18 protein-coding genes are annotated in these 19,936 nt (G+C 45.9%); 10 read left to right on the top strand and 8 right to left on the bottom strand.

Annotation, left to right across the window (positions count from 1 at the left end; all coding sequences use genetic code 11):
- The 5 genes from AC5WJX_RS01935 to gltX form a co-directional block, all read right to left on the bottom strand.
- Window positions 1-369 carry a response regulator gene (locus AC5WJX_RS01935; protein ID WP_440428988.1) on the bottom strand — a complete coding sequence of 123 codons (369 nt, stop codon included), beginning with the start codon at window positions 367-369 and terminating at the stop codon, window positions 1-3.
- Window positions 370-383: 14 nt separating this feature from the next.
- Entirely contained in the window at window positions 384-3,971 is a 3,588-nt protein-coding gene (locus AC5WJX_RS01940; protein ID WP_494483132.1) for a response regulator, read from the bottom strand.
- A 14-nt stretch (window positions 3,972-3,985) separates the two neighbouring features.
- On the bottom strand, window positions 3,986-5,110 hold the full coding sequence (locus AC5WJX_RS01945) for a hybrid sensor histidine kinase/response regulator (RefSeq protein ID WP_494483133.1): 1,125 nt from the start codon (window positions 5,108-5,110) through the stop codon (window positions 3,986-3,988).
- A 111-nt stretch (window positions 5,111-5,221) separates the two neighbouring features.
- Window positions 5,222-6,064 carry a KPN_02809 family neutral zinc metallopeptidase gene (ypfJ, locus tag AC5WJX_RS01950; protein WP_494483134.1) on the bottom strand — a complete coding sequence of 281 codons (843 nt, stop codon included), beginning with the start codon at window positions 6,062-6,064 and terminating at the stop codon, window positions 5,222-5,224.
- Window positions 6,065-6,073: 9 nt separating this feature from the next.
- Window positions 6,074-7,579: a glutamate--tRNA ligase gene (gene gltX / locus AC5WJX_RS01955; protein ID WP_494483135.1), complete on the bottom strand. Its 1,506-nt coding sequence runs from the start codon at window positions 7,577-7,579 to the stop codon at window positions 6,074-6,076.
- Window positions 7,580-7,625: 46 nt separating this feature from the next.
- Here gltX and AC5WJX_RS01960 point away from each other — a divergent pair, with 46 nt between their 5' ends.
- The 5 genes from AC5WJX_RS01960 (at window position 7,626) to AC5WJX_RS01980 (ending at window position 10,970) form a co-directional block, all read left to right on the top strand.
- Window positions 7,626-8,837 carry a sensor histidine kinase gene (locus AC5WJX_RS01960; protein WP_440428807.1) on the top strand — a complete coding sequence of 404 codons (1,212 nt, stop codon included), beginning with the start codon at window positions 7,626-7,628 and terminating at the stop codon, window positions 8,835-8,837.
- Window positions 8,818-9,336, top strand: coding sequence for a DinB family protein (locus AC5WJX_RS01965; protein ID WP_494483136.1), 519 nt, complete (start codon window positions 8,818-8,820; stop codon window positions 9,334-9,336). The genes AC5WJX_RS01960 and AC5WJX_RS01965 overlap by 20 nt, the downstream gene beginning before the upstream one ends.
- 104 nt (window positions 9,337-9,440) lie before the next feature.
- Complete coding sequence (locus tag AC5WJX_RS01970) at window positions 9,441-9,788, top strand: DUF6249 domain-containing protein (protein WP_494483137.1); 348 nt, start codon at window positions 9,441-9,443, stop codon at window positions 9,786-9,788.
- Between the two features lie 112 nt (window positions 9,789-9,900).
- On the top strand, window positions 9,901-10,482 hold the full coding sequence (locus tag AC5WJX_RS01975; RefSeq protein ID WP_440428803.1) for an RNA polymerase sigma factor: 582 nt from the start codon (window positions 9,901-9,903) through the stop codon (window positions 10,480-10,482).
- A complete protein-coding gene (locus AC5WJX_RS01980; RefSeq protein WP_440428802.1) occupies window positions 10,479-10,970 on the top strand; it encodes an anti-sigma factor family protein in 492 nt (163 codons plus the stop codon). The genes AC5WJX_RS01975 and AC5WJX_RS01980 overlap by 4 nt, the downstream gene beginning before the upstream one ends.
- A gap of 79 nt (window positions 10,971-11,049) precedes the next feature.
- Here AC5WJX_RS01980 and AC5WJX_RS01985 read toward each other — a convergent pair whose 3' ends face one another.
- Window positions 11,050-11,613, bottom strand: coding sequence for a DUF2911 domain-containing protein (locus tag AC5WJX_RS01985; RefSeq protein WP_440428801.1), 564 nt, complete (start codon window positions 11,611-11,613; stop codon window positions 11,050-11,052).
- A 25-nt stretch (window positions 11,614-11,638) separates the two neighbouring features.
- Window positions 11,639-11,821, bottom strand: a complete 183-nt coding sequence (locus AC5WJX_RS01990) for a hypothetical protein (protein ID WP_440428800.1) — start codon at window positions 11,819-11,821, stop codon at window positions 11,639-11,641.
- A gap of 218 nt (window positions 11,822-12,039) precedes the next feature.
- Between AC5WJX_RS01990 and AC5WJX_RS01995 the strand changes: the two genes are divergently transcribed.
- Genes AC5WJX_RS01995 through AC5WJX_RS02010 form a run of 4 tightly spaced genes read left to right on the top strand, consistent with a single transcriptional unit; the run spans window position 12,040 to window position 16,586 of the window.
- Window positions 12,040-12,660 (top strand): TetR/AcrR family transcriptional regulator, encoded by a 621-nt coding sequence (locus AC5WJX_RS01995; RefSeq protein ID WP_494483138.1) that lies wholly within the window; start codon window positions 12,040-12,042, stop codon window positions 12,658-12,660.
- Window positions 12,657-13,973 (top strand): TolC family protein, encoded by a 1,317-nt coding sequence (locus AC5WJX_RS02000; protein ID WP_494483139.1) that lies wholly within the window; start codon window positions 12,657-12,659, stop codon window positions 13,971-13,973. Before AC5WJX_RS01995 ends, AC5WJX_RS02000 begins: the two co-directional genes overlap by 4 nt.
- Window positions 13,974-13,990: 17 nt before the next feature.
- A complete protein-coding gene (locus AC5WJX_RS02005) occupies window positions 13,991-15,034 on the top strand; it encodes an HlyD family secretion protein (protein WP_494483140.1) in 1,044 nt (347 codons plus the stop codon).
- A gap of 4 nt (window positions 15,035-15,038) precedes the next feature.
- Window positions 15,039-16,586 (top strand): DHA2 family efflux MFS transporter permease subunit, encoded by a 1,548-nt coding sequence (locus tag AC5WJX_RS02010; protein WP_494483141.1) that lies wholly within the window; start codon window positions 15,039-15,041, stop codon window positions 16,584-16,586.
- A 53-nt stretch (window positions 16,587-16,639) separates the two neighbouring features.
- Here the strand turns inward: AC5WJX_RS02010 and AC5WJX_RS02015 are convergent, their stop codons facing one another.
- Entirely contained in the window at window positions 16,640-16,954 is a 315-nt protein-coding gene (locus AC5WJX_RS02015; RefSeq protein WP_494483142.1) for a hypothetical protein, read from the bottom strand.
- A 479-nt stretch (window positions 16,955-17,433) separates the two neighbouring features.
- Between AC5WJX_RS02015 and AC5WJX_RS02020 the strand changes: the two genes are divergently transcribed.
- The gene (locus AC5WJX_RS02020; RefSeq protein ID WP_494483143.1) at window positions 17,434-19,926 is read left to right on the top strand and encodes a phosphoenolpyruvate carboxylase; all 2,493 of its coding nucleotides are present in this window, start codon (window positions 17,434-17,436) and stop codon (window positions 19,924-19,926) included.
- Window positions 19,927-19,936 lie beyond the last annotated feature (10 nt).

Genomic DNA, 19,936 nt, shown 5'->3' on the forward strand with positions numbered 1-19,936 from the left:
TTAGATGTATTTAGTGATTAAAGCGGTAAGCGTATCGACATTAATAGGTTTCGACACATATCCTGTGGCACCCGCCTCCAGGCAGCGCTCGCGGTCGCCAAGCATGGCTTGTGCAGTAACCGCAATTACAGGTACAGCTTTAAGTTCTTCATCAGCATTTATCTCGGCAATGGCCTGATAACCATCCATGCCTGGCATCATCATGTCCATCAACACAATGCCAATCTCTTTATCTTGTTTTAACAGGGCCAATCCCTCCTCTCCGCTGGTCGCGGAGACGCAGCGATACTTCCTCGCCTTCAGCACCGCTGAGAGGGCAAAAATGTTCCTGTTATCATCATCTACGATTAAAATCTTATCCTTAGCCATATTGAAAGCGATCATTAAACTTTGTCATACAACCATACCCTCAGCAATGAGGTCAGTTGGTCCACATCCACCGGCTTCGAGATATAATCCGAAGCGCCGGCAGCAATACATTTCTCCCGGTCTCCCATCATCGCTTTGGCTGTAACAGCTAAAATTGGCAATTGTTTGTACGCAGGAATCTTACGGATTTGCTTGGTGGTCTCATATCCGTCCATTTCCGGCATCATCATATCCATTAGGACAATATCAACCAGCGGGTTCTCTTTAAGCACCTGCAAGGCCTCTTTTCCGTCTGTAGCGGCAAGCACTTTCATCTTGTGCTGTTCCAATGCTTTGGTTAGTGAAAAGATGTTACGTACATCATCATCCGCAATCAGCACCGTCTTATTGTTCAGTACCTCGTATAATCCACCGAAACGTTCAGGTAGTGTTTTACCTGGCTTAGTGCCAGCAGCATGTTCTTCTACCAGGTGCAGGAATAAGCCTGCTTCATCCAGAATACGCTGGTAAGAATGTGCGGTTTTTACTACAATAGAGTCTGCATACTGTTTGATGCGGGCTTCTTCACCTTTCGACAGGTTCTTACCGGTGAAAATGATGATTGGCAGGTTCTCCAGACCTTTGGTTTTCTTGATGGTTTCTAGCGTATCATAAGCATTGGTATCCGGCACACCCATATCCAAGATAACGCAATCCACTTCCTGCTTACTTAGGGCACCAATACTTTCCGTCACGTTGTTCGCGACCTGTGTCTGGATGTTATAGTTACTCAGGAAGTAGTTCAGCGCTTCGGCATGCTGACGGTTTTCCTCAACGATAAGCACCTTTTTAGGAAACCTGCTTAACGCATGTTCCAGTTTCTGGAATATCTGGCTCATATGTTCCAGTGCTACGGGTTTATTGATGAAATCAATGGCACCACGCAACAGACTCTCCTTCTTCACTTCCATGGAAGACATGATGTGCACTGGGATCGGACGCGTAGCTGGATTGCTCTTCAGCTCTTCCATGACCTGCCATCCATCTTTTACCGGTAGTTGAATATCCAGCAGGATCGCCAGAGGCTTGTAATGGTTGGCCAGCTCTATACCTACGTCACCACGTACGGCAACAATGCCCTTGTAGCTTCGCTTACGGGTAAAGTTCAGCAGGGTCTTTGCGAAGTTGGTATCATCCTCAATAATCAGAATAATCTTATCGCCTTCCTGGATGTCGTCGCGGTCATCCTCTACATCCTTAGGGATGTTTGGTACCGTGTAACGCTCCGGCAGCGGTTCAGGTACCTTTTCCGGGTAAACCTGTTTCACCACCACTGGTTCGGCGAATGAAGCATCTTCAGTTGTTGTCCCGCGCTCGATTGGTAGTGAAAGTGTGAATTCACTTCCGATGTTTTCTTTACTGGTTAGCTCAATTTCACCCCCTAATAGCTTGGCGAGCTCACGACTGATGGACAATCCAAGGCCGGTACCGCCGTATTTTCTGCGGGTTGAACCATCGGCTTGCTGGAAAGCTTCAAAGATCAGGCTTTGCTTATTTTCCGGAATGCCGATCCCGGTATCTGTAACTTTAAACAGGATGTTTTGACCGCGTTCATCTTTTGAAACACTCAGGCGCACCTCACCCGCTGTGGTGAATTTGATGGCATTGGAAAGCAGGTTTTTCAGCACTTGCTCCAAACGCATCTTATCGGTGTTCAGCGTTTTAACATCCTCATCTAGCTCGATGAGCAACTGCAGCTGCTTATTCTTAGCCAATGGGTTGAACAAGGAACGCATATCCGTGGCAACTTCGCCAATGTTCACCTCCGAGAATTCCAGCTTCATCTTGCCGGCTTCGATCTTTGAAAGATCGAGTATTTCGTCGATCAAGCCTAACAGCCCCTGACCAGAGCTCTGGATAACTTCCGCATACTCAATGTATTCCTTATCCAGATCATTGTTCTCTGACATCAGTTTGGACAGTAGCAAAATGGAGTTCAGCGGCGTACGCAACTCGTGCGACATGTTGGCCAGGAACTCAGATTTGTACTTGGTGCTCTGTTCCAGTTGCTCTGCTTTCAGTTGAATGTCGCGGTTACGCTCCTGTATCATCTGGTTCTTCTCTTCCAGTAAACTGGTGCGTTCTTCGAGTTCCTGATTGCTTTGCAGCAACTCTTCCTGCTGCACGCGCAGTTCTTCTTCTGAAGTTTGGATTTTCTGAGACTGTGCTTCCAGCTCAGCGTTCAAGCCCTCCAGCTCGCTATGTTGTGCCTGCAGTTCTTCGGCTTGTGCCTGCGTTTCCTCCAGGAATTCCTGCAGCTTTTTCCTGTTCTGTGAAACATGGATGGCAACACCAATGTTATGTGACACCTCGCGTAGGAAGGCCAGATGTTGCGGTGTATAAGTGGTTAAGGAGCCGAATTCCATGACCCCGATCAGTGCTCTGTCGCGATACACCGGAACGGCAACCACATTTCTTGCAGCAGTTTCACCTGATGTGTAGCTAATGGTCAGCTCATCCTGAGGGATATCGTTTAACACCATCAGCTTGCCAGAATCAGCCACCTGGCCAACCAGGCCTTCACCAATCTTAACCCTGTTTTTAGCATGCCCGCCCTCTAGTGCAAAGCTGCTTACCAGGTGTAATTCCTTGTCTTCAAGCAGGTAAAAAGCGGCAACCTGACTGTCGGTATGTTCAACGATATTTTCAAGAACGTCACTGGTTAACTGGGCTACAGTTTTCTCTCCAACCATTTTATCATTCAAGGTCGCGATTCCAGCCTGTTGCCATTCTTTCTCCTCTAGTAAGCTGAAAGATTTCTTCAGCGACTCTGCCATGGCATTCAAGTGCCCGGTAAGGCTGCCCAGTCCGTCGGTCTGCTGATCGTCCAGGCGGATGTCATAGTTACCTGCAGAAATCTGACTGGCGAGGTCTCTGATAACCCCGATGCGGTAATCAACTTCCCTGTTCTTCTCTTCCAGCGCCCGCTGCAACTCCATTTTGGCGTAAAAGTCTTTATAGACCTTACGGTAGAAGTATATGGTGATGAAGATAGAGATGATCGCCGCAATGATGATCAGGATTGGTGTATAACCAGCAAACCTGTTCAGTTCTTCCGTACGTGACTGCAGGATCTTATTTTCTTCGGTCTGCATCATCGTTATAATCGACCTGGCTTCATCCATCAGATCCTTGCCTTCAAGTAAGGCATTCACGCTGATGTCGCCACCCTTTGTCCTTACATCAACAAGGCGCAAGATCATATCCAACCTGCGGTCTACAATGCGATGCAGCTTTTCGAGGTTCTTTTGCTGAAATTGATTGTCTTTTGTTTCTGCAGCAACCTCATTGATCAGGTCTAAGGCTTTTGCTTTAGCACCCACTGTAGGCTCCAGAAAGACCTGTTCGCCTGTAAGCAGGTAGCCGCGCTGACCGGTTTCTGCATCTTTAAGGTGTGAAATGATCTGGTTGGTTTTAAAGATCACCTCATTGCTATGTGCAACAAGTTCAGAGCTTTTAACCAGATTTCGAATGCTTATAAAAGAAGCGAGTGAGGTGATAAATAGAATTAATAATGACAGACCTAAACCGACCTGAAGGTTGCTTTTTAGTGATTTCTGCATAGTAACTTAAAATATTATTCGATTTCTGAAGGCGCGTTTAAAGGTATTTCAAAGTAAAATTCGGAGCCTTCACCCAAGGTGCTTTCTACGCCGACTTTACCGCCATGCCTTCTTATAATCTCCGCAGAAATATACAAACCAATACCTAAACCTTGAAAATGAAGTGCAGTTTCTTCTACACGATAGAACTTCTCGAACAGGTTTTTCTGTTGTTCCGGTGCTATACCGATGCCGTAATCACGCACGCCAACATAGATATGTTCGTTTTCTTCCCGTACGTTGATCAACACTTCGCTGGTGCCGGGAGAATACTTGATGGCATTGGTCAGGAAGTTGATGATCACCTGTTCAATTCGCATCTCATCGCCATAAATGCAATGTTCTGCAGCGCCGCTTACGGTGATCTTATAATCCGGGAAGGACTGCGCCATCACCTCAACAATGTTCTTGAGGAGGTCGCCAATAAAGAAATTTTGTTTATTGAACTTGAGCTTACCGCTTTCGATCTTGGAGATATCGAGTAAGTCGGCGATAAGATTGTTTAGCTTTTCCAGCTGTGTCTGCGCCTTATGGAGGTGCTTTTTGACGGTATCCACATCGCCTTTATCGATACTTCGTTCGAGCAGCTGAACATAACCCTTTACGCTGGTAAGGGGTGTTTTAAGCTCATGACTGGCGATGCTTATGAACTCATCTTTCTTATATTCCGCCTGCTTACGATATTCAATTTCCTCAAGTAAGGCGGTTTGAATTTCAATAAGTTTTCTGCTTTGTTCATAGATCCGGTAAAAAGTCTTCACTTTGAGCAGCAATACGCTCATATCCACGGGCTTGGTAATGTAGTCCAATCCACCTGAGGAATAACCTTTAGTAATAAACCTGGTTTCCGTATTTGCAGCCGACAGGAAGATAATGGCTGTTTCTTTTGCTTTGCTATAGCCCGAGATGGCTTCCGCAACTTCAAAGCCATCCATTCCCGGCATCTGTACGTCTAGGATGATTAAAACATATTCATTTCGGAGTACCTTTCGCAGTGCTTCTTCTCCCGAAGAGGCGGTATCAACTTCAAAATCATGTTTTTCAAGAACTTTTTTTAAGGATATCAAGTTCTCCGGGGTGTCATCTACGATTAGAATCATTCTTTTATAAGTAAGCCTTAAAGGCAGCTGTATATTTTCTAGGCAAGTTATACAACTTTGTATGTTATGCTATAATGTTAAAGTAAAATCTTAATTATCTGTTATTTACACCTATAAAACATCAGAATTAAAGGTGTCGCCCTGGCTCATATCGCCGGTGTCAAATCCCTTCTTAAACCAGGCCATGCGCTGTGCAGAAGTCCCGTGGGTAAAGGTATCCGGCTTCACATCACCCTGTGCCTGCCGCTGCAACTTATCATCGCCAATGGCGTTTGCGGCATTCAATGCTTCTTCGATGTCACCTTCTTCGAGCTTGAACAGATCCGGACCAAGCTTTTGGGCGTCATGTGCCCAAACACCGGCGAAGAAGTCTGCCTGAAGCTCCAGCTTTACCGAGAGCTTGTTGTATTCTACTTCCGAAAGCTGCGAGCGGTAACGATCCATCTTTTGGGAAATACCCAACAAGGTTTGTATGTGGTGCCCCACCTCATGTGCAATCACGTAGGCGTTTGCAAAGTCACCCGAAGCACCAAATCGGTTGTTCAGCTCGTTATAAAAACTCAGATCCAGATACACATGCCGGTCTGCAGGACAGTAAAACGGCCCTACAGCAGAACTGGCATTTCCGCAGCTGGTAGAAACACCATTTTCAAACAAGGTCAGGATCGGTGGTTCATATTGACGGCCCATTTCTTCAAATTTTGCCGTCCAGACCATTTCTGTAGATGCCAGTACATTGGATGCCCAGCGCCCTGCAGCATCTTCCGGCACACCTTTGCGACCTTCAACGGCTGCCTGATTGCCAATTGGCAACTGGCTTACGATTCCGCTAAAATCCTGACCAAACAACAGTCCGAGTACAACAAGCACGATACCGCCGATGCCGCCGATGGCACCTCCGCTCATACCACGCCTATCATCTACATTTCCGCTTCCTTTACCGAACCATTGCATAGTTGTCTTTTAAATGAACGCCGCTAGCGCAGCTTTTATTCTGTTCTTTACCTCAGTTTTACCCAATAGAATAGCAATGTCGAATACACCCGGACCAAACTTGCCGCCTACCAGCATCACACGGAAGGGCAACATCAGTTCACCTGGCTTTAACTGGTGTACTGTTGCAAGTGCCTTAAACTCCGCTTCAAGCGCTTGTGCAGTGCCTTCCATCGGGCTGGCCGCATAAGCTTCAAAGAATGCTGTTTTCTGCTCGTTCCACTTCGGCTTTACCGATGCGACGTCATATTCCTTAGGAGGAACAAAGAAGTAGGCACTTTGTGTGACAAAATCAGAGATTATGTTGCATCTGTCTTTAACAAGCTCAATAACAGTGAATAAATTTTCGTTATCAGCAATTTCAATCCCTGCAGCAGTCATAGCAGTTTTTACTGCCGGTGCGAGTGTTGCAGCTGGTGTCTTCTTGATCCACTCATGGTTATACCACTTGGCTTTTTCGTAGTCGAACTTTGCTCCTGCTTTCGAAATACGCTCCAGGGAGAATTTTTCCACCAGTTCGTCCAGGCTAAAGATCTCCTGATCCGTGCCATCGTTCCAGCCAAGCATGGCTAGCAGGTTCACGAATGCTTCCGGCATAAAGCCCAGCTCGCGGAAACCTTTGGTAAGATCACCGGTTTTAGGATCCGTCCAGTTTTGTGCATACACCGGGAAGCCGAGCCTGTCGCCATCACGTTTACTTAGTTTTCCATTGCCATCTGGTTTAAGGATCAATGGTAAATGCACCCATGCCGGCATCTCATCTTCCCAACCCAGGTAGCGCCAAAGCAGGATATGGATCGGTGCTGAAGGCAACCATTCTTCACCCCTGAAAACATGTGAGATCTCCATGGCACGATCGTCTGCAACAACCGCCAGGTGATAGGTTGGCATGCCGTCCGCTTTTAATAGTACTTTATCATCAACCAGGTTCGTATCGAAACTTACATGGCCCCTGATCAGGTCATGGAAAGAAACCGTTTCATTTTCTGGTATCTTAATCCGCACTACGTGCGGCGTATTTGCATCCAATAGCGCTTGTACCTCTGCCGCATCCAAAGTCAGGGAATTACGCATCTCCATTCTTGTGGCCTGGCCGTAGAGGAAGTTTGGAGCCGCTTTGCGCTTAGCGTCAAGCTCTTCAGGCGTATCAAAGGCATAGTAAGCATGGCCGCTTGCAACAAGCCGCTCGGCATATTGCCTGTAGCTTGCTTTGCGTTCACTTTGGCGGTAAGGCGCAAAAGGGCCTCCCAAATCAGGACTTTCATCCGGTTTTATTCCGCACCACTCCAAACAAGAAGCAATATATGCCTCAGCACCGGGTACAAAGCGTGTTTGATCCGTATCCTCGACCCTTAAAATGAAGGTTCCTTGATGTTGCCTGGCAAACAAATAGTTAAACAGGGCGGTACGTACACCACCTAAATGAAGTCCTCCGGTTGGACTTGGAGCAAATCTTACTCTTACTTTCTTTTCCATAACTGTGTTGCAAAGATATATAATTTGTAATTTGCGTTTCTATCCTATGAATCCTTACGAAAAGAAACGCCGCTGGAAGATCTTTCTCCTTGTTTTTGCCATCGTTATTGGAACGGCATCTGTATTCTATTCCGACTTCTTCGTCAAAAAGATGGAGCGGGAAGAGAAGATCCAATTTGAACTCTGGGTTAAAGGAACGGAAAAGTCTTCCGAAATCTTCGACGATGTCCGCTATGCGGATGTACTCAATATGATTATTCAGAGTAGTAAAGTACCGGTGATCCTCACCGATACGACGGGCACAAAGATCATGACCTATCTGCGGCTCGATAGTACCAAGACCAATTACATGAACGCAGAGTCGGATGCCACTTACGACCCGGCCTATTTCCAGCGTGAGTTGAGGCGCATGAAAGAACAGCATGCGCCATTACCCATCAACTACATGGGCGAGAAAATGTTGGTTTATTACAAAGACTCTTTCATCCTTACCCAATTGCGTTACTTCCCTTACATACAACTGGGTGTAATTGCCCTGTTTTTAATCACCGCCTATGTGGCCTTCAGCTCTGCCCGAAAAGCAGAACAGGACCAGGTTTGGGTGGGTATGGCCAAGGAAACGGCACACCAGCTTGGCACGCCGATATCCTCTCTCATGGCCTGGGTCGAATTGATGAAAGCCCGTTTTAACGCCGAAAATGATCCGCTTATTGAAGAGATGGAGAACGATATCAAACGGCTTGAAGTGATTACCGACAGGTTCTCAAAGATCGGGTCCAAACCCATTCTGGAAGATCACGTGGTATATGTGGTGATCAGCAACTTTGTGGATTACTTCAAATTACGGACCTCCGATAAGATCACCTTTAAAATCACTGGTGATGACCAGGTTCGTGCCCTGCTCAATGTACCGCTGTTCGATTGGGTGATCGAAAACCTGCTTAAAAATGCCGCCAACGCGATCAGCAATGAAGGCACCATCACGGTAAACATCATTGAGCATCTGGCCAAAGAAGAGGTTTTTATTGATGTAACCGACACGGGTAAAGGTATTCCGCGTTCCAAGTTTGAAGCGGTATTCCAGCCGGGATATACCACCCGTAAGCGTGGCTGGGGCCTTGGTCTATCTTTAACAAAACGTATTATTCAGAATTACCATAGCGGACAGATCTTCGTAAAAGAGTCTGAACTCGGGAAAGGCACCACCTTCAGAATTGTATTAAAAAGCAGTATAACTTATGAACCGACCACAACCTAGTGAATACCCCGCATGGGCGGAAACCTATATCAAACTTGTAGAGGACGACGTGCTGCAGATCCTGGAAAGTCAAGCTACGGAGTTTGCTGATTTCATCAATAACCTGGTAGAAAAGGCGGACTACGCTTATGCGCCCGGAAAATGGACCATCAAACAGTTGATCGGCCATATGATCGATACGGAACGGATTCTTACCTATCGCCTGACCTGTTTCGCTCGTGGTGAAAAAACGCCACTGCCAGGCTTTGAAGAAGATGATTATGTTGCCAATGCGCACTTCAGCGACCGCAGTCTGCTTAGTTTTTCAGAAGAATTCTCTTTGTTAAGGCGCGCCAATATGTTCCTGTTCAAATCGCTTCAGGAGCAAGAGCTGGATCAGATGGGCAATGCTTCCAACCGGGACATCACGGTCCGTGCAATGCTGTTTGTATTGGCCGGACACATCATCCATCACACCCGCATCATCAAGGAACGTTACCTGGAAACACCCGCTGTTTAGTTTTTTTTATTTTACCTGTAACCTGTTAAAAATTCATGTGGTCTTAGTATACAGAACAGCTGTTAAGAGTTCATTTACTTTAACCTTTTTTAACACACAATATCATGGAAGAACTAATTCCTATCACAATGTTTCTTGGTGCATTCGCAATGGTGTTTGGCATCAGATATTTATCGAACAAAGAAAAGATGGCCATGATCGAACGTGGCATGGACCCAGGCATGAGCAAGAGTGTTGCAGCACCAAGACCCTTCCTTAGCCTAAAGTTCGGATTGTTGCTGGTCGGGCTCGGCATTGGCTTAATTGCGGCCCTATTTGTTGCCAAGCTAAATAACCTTACAGAAGAAGAATCTGTAGCGATATACTTCGGATTTCTAGGCATCTTCGGTGGAATCGGATTAATTATATCCTATGCCATCGAGAAAAGCTGGATCGATAAACATCCGGAATAAAACACGCGTTCAATAATCACGAGGATAGCCCATAGCTATCCTTTTTTTTTCCAACAAACTATTGGTAATTTAGTGTAACCTCAGCAAGACAAGTTGCGTCTTATGGGTAATTATGCAGCAAAAGCTTAGCGACAACGATTTAATTACAGCCATTCTGGAGGGCAATACTTCCGCCTATGCAGAGTTGGTGAAGCGCCACCAGCGTTATGTATTTACTTTGGCCATGCGCTATGCTAAAAACCGGGAAGATGCAGAAGAGATTGCGCAGGACACCTTTGTTAAGGCCTACCGCGCCTTGGGAACCTTCAAGCAAAGCTCCAAGTTCAGCACCTGGCTGTTTACCATCACCTATACTACAGCCATGACCTTCCTGCGCAAAAAAAGACTGCTCACCGACTCCATCAATGATGAAGAAAGTGGCATACAATTGGAGAACCATATTTCGGCCTACCAGGCAAATGGCATAGAACAACGCTCCGGATATGTATACCTGAATCAGGCCATTGAGCAGCTGCTGCCCGATGATGCCGCAATTATTACGCTCTTTTACAAAGGGGAACAAAGCCTGGAAGAAATTGGGCAGGCACTAAAAATGGAACCCAACACGGTGAAAGTTAAACTGCACCGGGCCAGAACCAGGCTCAAAGAAAAGCTGCAGTTTTTGTTAAAAGATGAAGTTAAAGAATTGTTATGAAAACCATAGACGAAGAAATCTGGGACTATATAGACGGTAGCTGCGATGCCGCAGAAAGCGAGCGCATAGCGGCAAAGATCGCGACCGACGAGCGTTATGCCTCCAGCTATCAGGAACTGATGAAGCTGAATACACTGATGGCAGCAGACGATCTGGAAGAACCTTCCATGTCTTTCAGCAGGAATGTTATGGAAGCGGTAGCCCTGGAGATTGCGCCAAAAAAGCTAACGACCAAAGTCAACAACAAGATCATCTATAGCATCGCCGCATTCTTTATTCTGTCCATTGCCGCCATTTTCGTTTATGCATTGGCAAATAGCACACCTGGTGGAACCGAATTTACAATGCCAAGCTTTAGCTTCAAAATGGATCTGAGCCAGATGCTCAGCCCATTGTACATGAAGATCTTCCTGATGTTCGACCTGGCATTACTGCTGTTGTACATGGATCGCCTGATCAGAAGGAAGATGCACAAACCAGCACACTAGAAAATAGAAAAGCCGCTTAATGAAGATTAAGCGGCTTTGTATCTGATACAGTCCTGCTGTGGACCGTTTTATGCTCTTTTTATTGTACCTGAATCGGCAATGCTACACTGGTGTTATCCCAGCCGATGTTTAACACCGCATCGTTTCCTGTACCAGTAAATACCATAGCAAGATTTTCTACAGTTTCCGTCAACGGCTTAACCGGAGCTTCTACCCTTGCAACATCTTTGCTTTCATCATACGAATAAGCACCCCATCTGTCGGTATCCTTATTGATAATGATCGTCCAGTTGTCTTTATTCGGGATTGCGAACAAGCTGTAACTTCCTGCAGGGATGGTTTTGCCACCAACTACTACGGGTTTATAAAATTTAATCTCTGTACTCTCATTGGCACCTAAACGGTAAACCGCTCCGAATTTCTCCAAAGCACCAAAGATCTCGCGTCCTTTTTTCGCAGGACGGGCATAGGTAACTTTGATCAGCGCAGCAGATTCAGCACCTTTTTTCGCCATCTGTGTAGCCCTTGCAGGGAAATAAGCCAGATCAACCGGACTTGGATCCAATCCCGGGAACTTCAGTTCCTGTGCAGTAGCCGTAATTGCAAACAATGCAAATACAAGCATTAAACTTAATTTTCTCATAATATTTGGTTAGCTAAAATACTAGTTAGTAGGTGCGGCCTTTAACGATCTTATTCAAGAATAAAGACGAAATAATCAAACCAATAATACCGCCTAAAATTGACGATAAGAAACTTCCTGTAGCGGCTGCTGCAATAAGGATTCCGGCAATGATCCCTAATACATAATAAACCCAATCAAAATTCTGTGTGCTTTCTTCTGTATTCATATTCATAAATGCTAATGCTTCAAAGGTATCGAATTATTTTAAAAAGTATTTACTTTCCTTAACAAACTCATTCCCTTTCGGTTTCCATACACTCGTTTTTCTACCGTATCATGCCAGCAACCAAACGCAACTGTCAAACTCCGGTAATCTGTGCGCTTTTTCTTTAAATCTCTTTCAATCAATCAAACGATTGATTAATTTTGCCGCGCAATAAAGAAATGGAAAAAACAGATAAACGAACCAGTATCCTTAATGCTGCTGAAAAGTTGTTTGCCTCTCAGGGCTATGAAGGGACATCCACCCGGCAGATCGCAAATGAAGCCGGGGCGAATATGTCCATGATCAACTACTACTTTGGCTCCAAAGAAGGTGTGTTCATGGAGATCATGTCTAACCGGATAAATGGCTTCAGCCTGGCGCTGAGTAGCATTGAGGCTGAGGATTTAAGTCAGCTGGAAAAGCTGACCATGGTTGTTGATCAGTATGCCCGCAGAATTCTCGGAAATATATCCTTTCATAAAATGATGCACCGGGAGCTATCCTTAACACAGCGGCCGGAAATGTACGACAAGCTTAAGGAGGCCATGAGCAAAAACCTGATGGCTATTGAGCGCATCATCAATGAAGGTATCGCCAAGAAGCAGTTTCGTCCGGTAGATGTGCGGATGCTTATCGCAACCATCATGGGAACGATCACCAATGTGGCTACGGCACCATCAAAGATTACCGCGGGCTCTAAACTGGATATCAAAATCCCTGCAGACCGTGAGATTTTGACCGAACGACTGATTGCCTACCTGAAAGATTTAATTACCACGTATTTAACACCCCAACAATGATACAGAACACCTTAAAACTAAGCATCCTGGCTTTGCTGCTGCCCGGAATGTTGTACGCACAGAACGTGCGTAAACTAAGCTTGCCTGAGGCGGTACAACTGGGACTGGAGAACAGCAAGAACCTGAAGCTGTCCCAAAACCGGATCGACCGCGCCGTAGCGCAGCTCAAAACCGTCAAAGACGAGAAACTGCCTACGGCAAGTGCCTCGTTTACCTATAACCACGCAGAAATTCCAACCAGCACCTTCGACTTTGGCGGTGCCGACCCGCTGCGTTTGCCAAAACGCTCTGATGCCTTTATTGGTACGGCAGCTGTGCAAGAGTTGGTTTACGGCGGTGGCAAATTCAGACTTGCTGAAGAATCTATCCGTCTGCTTACGGAAGTGGCTAAACTGGATGCCGATAAAAGCGCTAAAAATGTAAGTTATGCAGTGATCAACACTTATTATGCTTTGCACAAGATCACGCAGAGCAAGAAAGTCATTGCGCAAAACCTGGAGGCGATTGCCAGCCAGCTGAAACAAGCGCAGCGCTTTTTTGAACAAGGTATTGTAACCAAGAATGACGTGTTAAGGTTCCAGCTGCAACAAGCAAACGTGACCCTTTCGCAAATGGAAGCGGAAAACAACCGCAAGGTGATCAACTATAACCTGGATGTACTCCTGGGTTTGCCAGAGCAAACAGAACTGGAGATCGCCAATCCGGATGAGAGCCTGGCTACGCCACAGCAGCTGGATGCCTACCTGGAAATGGGCCTTGCCAATCGGCAGGAACTTCGTTCCCTTGATCTGCAAAACAAGGTTGCCGAAAACAACATCAAAAATGTGAAAGCGAATGTGCTGCCTACGGTAGGTGTTGGTGCGAACCTGTACTATGTAAATCCAAGTGGCAAGTTTATTCCACCAGCCAACCAATATATCGTTCCAATGACGGTCGGCGCGAATGTTTCCTGGAACATCGGCGCACTGTGGAACAACAAGAATAAAGTAAGCGAAGCCAGAATTCAGCAGAAAGAGGTTACCCTAACCAAGGACCTGCAACTGGATCAGGTGAAAACGGAGATCAACAAGAACTACCAGGATTACCAACTCGCACTGGCCAGAATCAAAGTGCTGGAAACTTCTATTCAGCAGGCTTCTGAAAACGACCGCTTACTGGAATCCAAATACAGGAACAATGTGGCTTCCGCAATCGACCGTATTGATGCAGAAACCTTATTATATCAAAGTAAGATCAACCTTGAAATCGCTAAAGCAGATGCAGGACTGGCTTACTATACCTTACTAAACTCAACAGGAAAAATTTCTCAATAAATCATACAACCACTAACATGACAACTGAAGTAAAAAAGAAAAACAAGATCGTACCTATCATCTTAGGGGTATTGATCCTTATAGGCGCCATCTTTGGCGTAAAGGAGTACTTATATTACAGTACCCACGTAGATACAGATGATGCACAGATTGATGGCGACATCAGTCCGGTAGTGGCCCGTGTTGGCGGCTATGTAAACGAAATCCTTTTCGAAGAAAACACCCGTGTTATCGAAGGACAAGTTTTAGTAAGACTTGATGATCGTGACTACAAAGTAAAATTAGAGCAGGCCCTTGCTACTCAAAAAGGTGCATCTGCAGGTGTAGGCGTGTCACAAGCACAAATTGCAGCTTCTTCTGCCAATACCAGCACGGCAAAAGCCAACATTACTGAAGCGAGAGTAAGACTAAACCTTGCGCAGAAAGACTACGAACGTTATGCAAATCTGGTAAAAGACGGTTCAATCACCCAACAACAATTTGATCAGGCTAAAGCACAAAAGGAGTCTGCAGAAGCAGCGTTTCAGGCCGCTACAGACCAGTATAATGCCGTTGTGAAACAAGTGGGCACCACGCAATCGCAACTTGCTGTAAGCAGCTCCAGCGTTAATCAGCGCCAGGCAGATGTAGACTTCGCCAAGTTGCAATTGTCCTATACAGAGATCAAGGCACCTGCAACAGGTATTGTCTCCCGCAAGAACATTCAGAAAGGTCAGCTGGTACAAGCCGGTCAGTCTTTGTTCTCTATCGTGAATGAAGGCAGCATCTATGTTACTGCCAACTTCAAAGAAACGCAGGTGGAAGACATCAAACCAGGCATGAAAGTGCGTGTGGAAGTTGATGCTTATCCAAACGACGAAGTGATCGGTGAAGTGTACAACTTCTCGCCGATTACAGGTGCAAAAGGATCCCTGTTACCTCCGGATAATGCTACCGGTAACTTCGTGAAAGTGGTACAACGCGTTCCGGTAAAAATTAAGATTACAAAAGCCTCGAAAGAAATCATGGACAAATTACGTCCGGGTATGAGTGTACAAGCTTCTGTTTCCATAAAAGATTAATAAAATGGCCGAAAAAGGTTTTAAAAAGTGGATTATTACGTTCACGGTGATCACCGCCTCCTTATTGGAGCTGATTGATACGACCATCGTAAACGTAGCACTGCCACAGATACAGGGTAACCTGGGTGCCACGCTCGAAGACGTAGCCTGGCTTTCCACCGGTTATGCCGTGGCGAACGTGATCATCCTGCCCATGTCGGGCTGGCTCGGTTCACGCTTCGGACGAAAAAATTACTTTTTATTCTCCATTATCATGTTTACCATTACCTCCTTTTTGTGCGGTAATGCGACAAATCTGGATGAGCTAATCTTGTTCCGTATCCTGCAGGGTGTTGCAGGTGGTGGTTTGATCTCGACGGCCCAGGCCATCTTAATTGAAACCTGGCCAAGGGAAGACATCGGTATCGCAACCGCATTATTCGGGTTGGGTGCCGTTGTGGGTCCTACTGTAGGCCCTACCATTGGTGGTTACATCCTGGACATCAGCACCTGGCCATGGATCTTCTACGTGAACATTCCGGTCGGTATTCTCGCCGCATACCTCACCTACACCTTCGTGCGATCCACGCCTAAAGAAGGTAAAGGTATGCCGATTGACTGGTGGGGCATTATCTTACTGGCGGTCGCTGTCGGCAGCTTGCAAACCGTACTGGAGAAAGGTGAAAGCGAGGACTGGTTCTCCACCGGATACATCATTGTACTAACGGTAATGTCGATTCTGGGTATTCTGTTATTCATCTGGCGCGAAACCACGACAGATCACCCGATCGTGAACTTCAAGATCATGCGTCACCGGAGTTTCTCAGTGGGTATGTTTACGTCCTTCATCCTTGGCTTCGGATTATACGGTTCCGTATTCGTGTTCCCGATCTTTTGCCAGAACCTGCTGGGCTTCTCTCCATTACAAACCGGAGAATTGCTGTTCCCTGGTGGATTGTGTACCATCCTGATGATGCCTTTCATCGGGATCATGCTGAAGAAAGGTGTACCAGCGCAGTTTATGGCTACCATTGGGATGTTCTTGTTCTACTTGTTTTGTATGATGCTGAGCAAATCAACCCTTCAATCCGGAACCGGCGATTTCTTTTTACCGCTGGTGATCCGTGGTTTCGGTATGGCGCTATTGTTCGTACCACTGACTACGTTAGCCATACAGGATCTGAAAGGCGCAGAAATCGGACAAGGATCAGGTTTAAATAACATGAGTCGCCAACTCGGCGGATCGTTTGGAATCGCAGCATTAACCACGCTCATCCACGTACGTCAGGGTTACCACAGAACAAACCTGCTGACCAATGTAAACGAATACAACCCCGCATTTTCAGAACGCTTTGAGGGCTTTATACATAACTTTATGGGTAAAGGTTACGGGTATCTGGATGCGAAAATGCTTGCTACCAAAGCTTTGGAAGGTACCATCGTGAAACAGACTTTACTGCTTACCTATAACGATGCCTACTGGATTGCAGGTATGATCATGCTTTGCTCCATCCCACTGCTCTACCTGCAGAAATTTAAAAAGAATGCGAACATCCCGGTTGATGTTCACTAATCATGTTAATGGTGTTAATGAAAAAAGAGATAAGGTAACCTTATCTCTTTTTTTTATTTCCTTTTATAAATGCGGATGGTCTTGATGTTTGATGTGCTTAAAGAATCTCTGATCGTATTCACCAACAGGAGCGAATCTTTTGGCACTTTCGCGAAAGCTGCAATATCATTGTCGAAGATCCGGTTGTCTACCACGATCAGGTAATCATCTTTCACCGCAGTACTGATGAGTTTCTTCCGGGGAATCGTATAAGCTTTCCGTTTTTGATCCTTGGTTTCTATCCAGTCTTTTTTCACCGCAGGTTTTTGCTGCGCATGTACATAACTACCCGTTATAAAGAGGAATAACAGTAGTACTATCTTTTTCATACCCAAAGATCTTTAAATTCCTGCATTATACAAGTAGAAAACAGTAAAGAACACCTATTTGCCTTTGCACTGGAGAGACCTTAACCAAACATTGACAAGGGGTTGACAAGGTGGTTCTTCGGCTTTAGCCTTGTCAAGGCCTTGTCAACCCCTTGTTAACCCCTTGTCAACTGCAAGCCGAGGTTATGTCTCATCCGGGTTTATCTGCACGTTTTTGGGTCAATAAAAAGACGCTGGCAGAAAATTTTGAACAAAAAAAAGCCGCTGAAAACAGCGGCCTTTTTTTCCCAAAAAATTAACAATTAACACAATAAATCTGATGGTCTTGCGGACATCATTACTACTATTTGTTGTAAGATTTAATAACCTTGTGGTAGCAAGATAATAACTTTTAGTATTTCTTCAAAATTTTTGTTGAAGCATTTTAGGCGTTTTTACCTTAAAATCCTTAGCTTAAGGGCTCTTAATGACCTAAAACTATGACCTATAAACCAAAAATCAGTGGACAAAAAGAAGCAATTTTTTCGAACGATGTCGTGTCCAGATTTGAACTTTATAACAGCTTATTCCTTACGCTTCCCTTTTACAAGATAAAAGATACCGGAACGTTATTGCCGCTGTTTATTAAACATTGCGAGGATGGTGTGAAGCAACACCAGAACCCTACCGAGATCATCAACAGCTTTTTCGAAAAGTTCAGCAAGACCGAAGATACCAAGGACGGCATTGACCTGCTGTTCCGCTTTATCCAATACATTGAACGCCAGGTCGTGTTATTTGACGCGGTGGAGGATGCATCCTTCAACAAGCTGAATACACCGGATGATCAGAGTTCACTGCACTCCTATTTGTCGAAAGGTATTGACAATAGGTTGCTGCAGACCAAGGTAGAGGCTTTAATCGAAGAGTTTTCCTTACGATTGGTATTAACCGCCCACCCTACGCAGTTCTATCCAGGTAGTGTGTTGTCTATCATCACCGACCTTACCGCTGCTTTGAAGGTGAATGATATTTCCACCATCAATCAACTGTTGCAGCAACTGGGTAAAACACCTTTCTTCAACAAGAAATCACCAAGTCCCGTCGATGAGGCTTTGAGCCTGGCCTGGTTCATGGAAAATGTATTCTACTTCGCCGCAGCGAACATCCAGAAGGATATCGATGAAACGCTTGCTGAGTTCAACATCCCTTCGAAGAAGGTCATTGAACTGGGCTTCTGGCCCGGCGGTGACCGTGATGGCAATCCGAACGTACACGCAGACTCGACATTGCAGGTAGCCAAATTGCTTCGTCAAATCCTGTTCCGCTGTTACTATCGTGATTTCAGGAACTTGAAGCGCCGCATTACTTTCCGTGGCGTGGAAGATACCATCGCCAGAATACAGGATGTACTGTATAAAAATGCCTTTGATTCCAACATTGAATCCGAGAACCTTAATGAAGACCTGATCGCACAGCTGGAGGAGATCCGCAACACCCTGATCACTTCACATGATGGGTTGTTTGTAGATGTGGTTGATGACCTGATCCGTAAAGTAAACCTTTATGGTTGCCACTTCGCTTCGTTGGATATCCGTCAAGACAGCCGGGTGCTGCGTAAAGCGTATACCTACTGTCTGGATCGTACCACAGAGCCCGATCCGCTAACGGTTGACACGATCAGTACCATTGCAGAGATCAAACAGATTCAGCAGAGCAATGGAGAACTGGCCTGCCACCGCTTCATCATCAGCAACTGTCAGCGTGCAAGTGATATCCTGCAGCTTACCGACCTGTTCCTGTTTAACGGCTGGACAGAAGAAGACCTGAGCATGGACTTTGTGCCGCTGTTTGAAACCGTGGATGACCTTGCCGTTGCCGGCGAAATTATGGAGACGCTATATACCCATCCATTCTACAAAAGGCACCTCGAACGCCGGGGCAATAAACAGGACATCATGCTGGGCTTTTCAGACAGCACCAAAGATGGTGGATACCTGATGGCCAACTGGTCGATCTTTAACGCCAAAGTAGCACTCACAGAAGTGTCTAACAGGCATAATATCCAACTGGCCTTCTTTGATGGCCGGGGTGGACCACCGGCAAGAGGTGGGGGTAAAACACACCGCTTTTATGCCTCGATGGGTAAGGAAATTGCAAACAAAAACATCCAGCTCACGATACAGGGACAAACCATCAGCTCGCAGTATGGCTCCATTGCCAGTGCGGAGTTCAACATTGAGCAGCTGATCAATGCAGGTATTTCCGCGGGCATCCGGGAAAAGCACAACATCCTGCTGGATCCGCTGCACAAAGAGGTACTGGATACCATGGCCAGGGATAGCTACAATGCTTATGTGTCCTTACGTCAGGATCCACTGTTCTTAAGCTACCTGGAGAAGTTTTCACCATTAACCTTATTGTCGAAGATCACCATCAGCTCCAGACCGGTAAAACGAAACTCCGGAAAGAAACTGGAATTAGAAGACCTGCGCGCCATCAGCTTCGTGACCTCCTGGAGCCAGCTGAAACAAAACATCCCTGGCTTTTACGGCATCGGTACCGCATTGAAAAATCAGGAAGAACAAGGCAACTGGGATAAGGTCCACAAGACCTACCAGGAATCTGGCTATTTCAAGACGATCATTGAAAACTGCATGATGTCTATGAGTAAAACAGATTTCTCCATCACCGCACACTTCGCGGAGGACCCGGAATTCGGTGGTTTCTGGAAGATGCTGCATGCAGAATACGAGCTTTCTAAAGCGATGTTATTGAAGCTGGCTGACCAACAGTCCTTGATGGAGAATTATCCTGTAGAGAAGCGCTCTATAGCGGTGAGGGAAAAGATCGTGCTGCCTTTGGTGTTGATCCAGCATTACGCGATGGCCATGCTACAGCAGCAGCCAGGCGAAGATGAGCAGCAAGCTTATGAGAAGCTTGCGATCCGTACCGTTTACGGTATTGTTAATGCCGGCAGAAACCTGGCTTAGCATACCTATT

The organism is Pedobacter sp. NEAU-ZC8 (assembly GCF_059278965.1).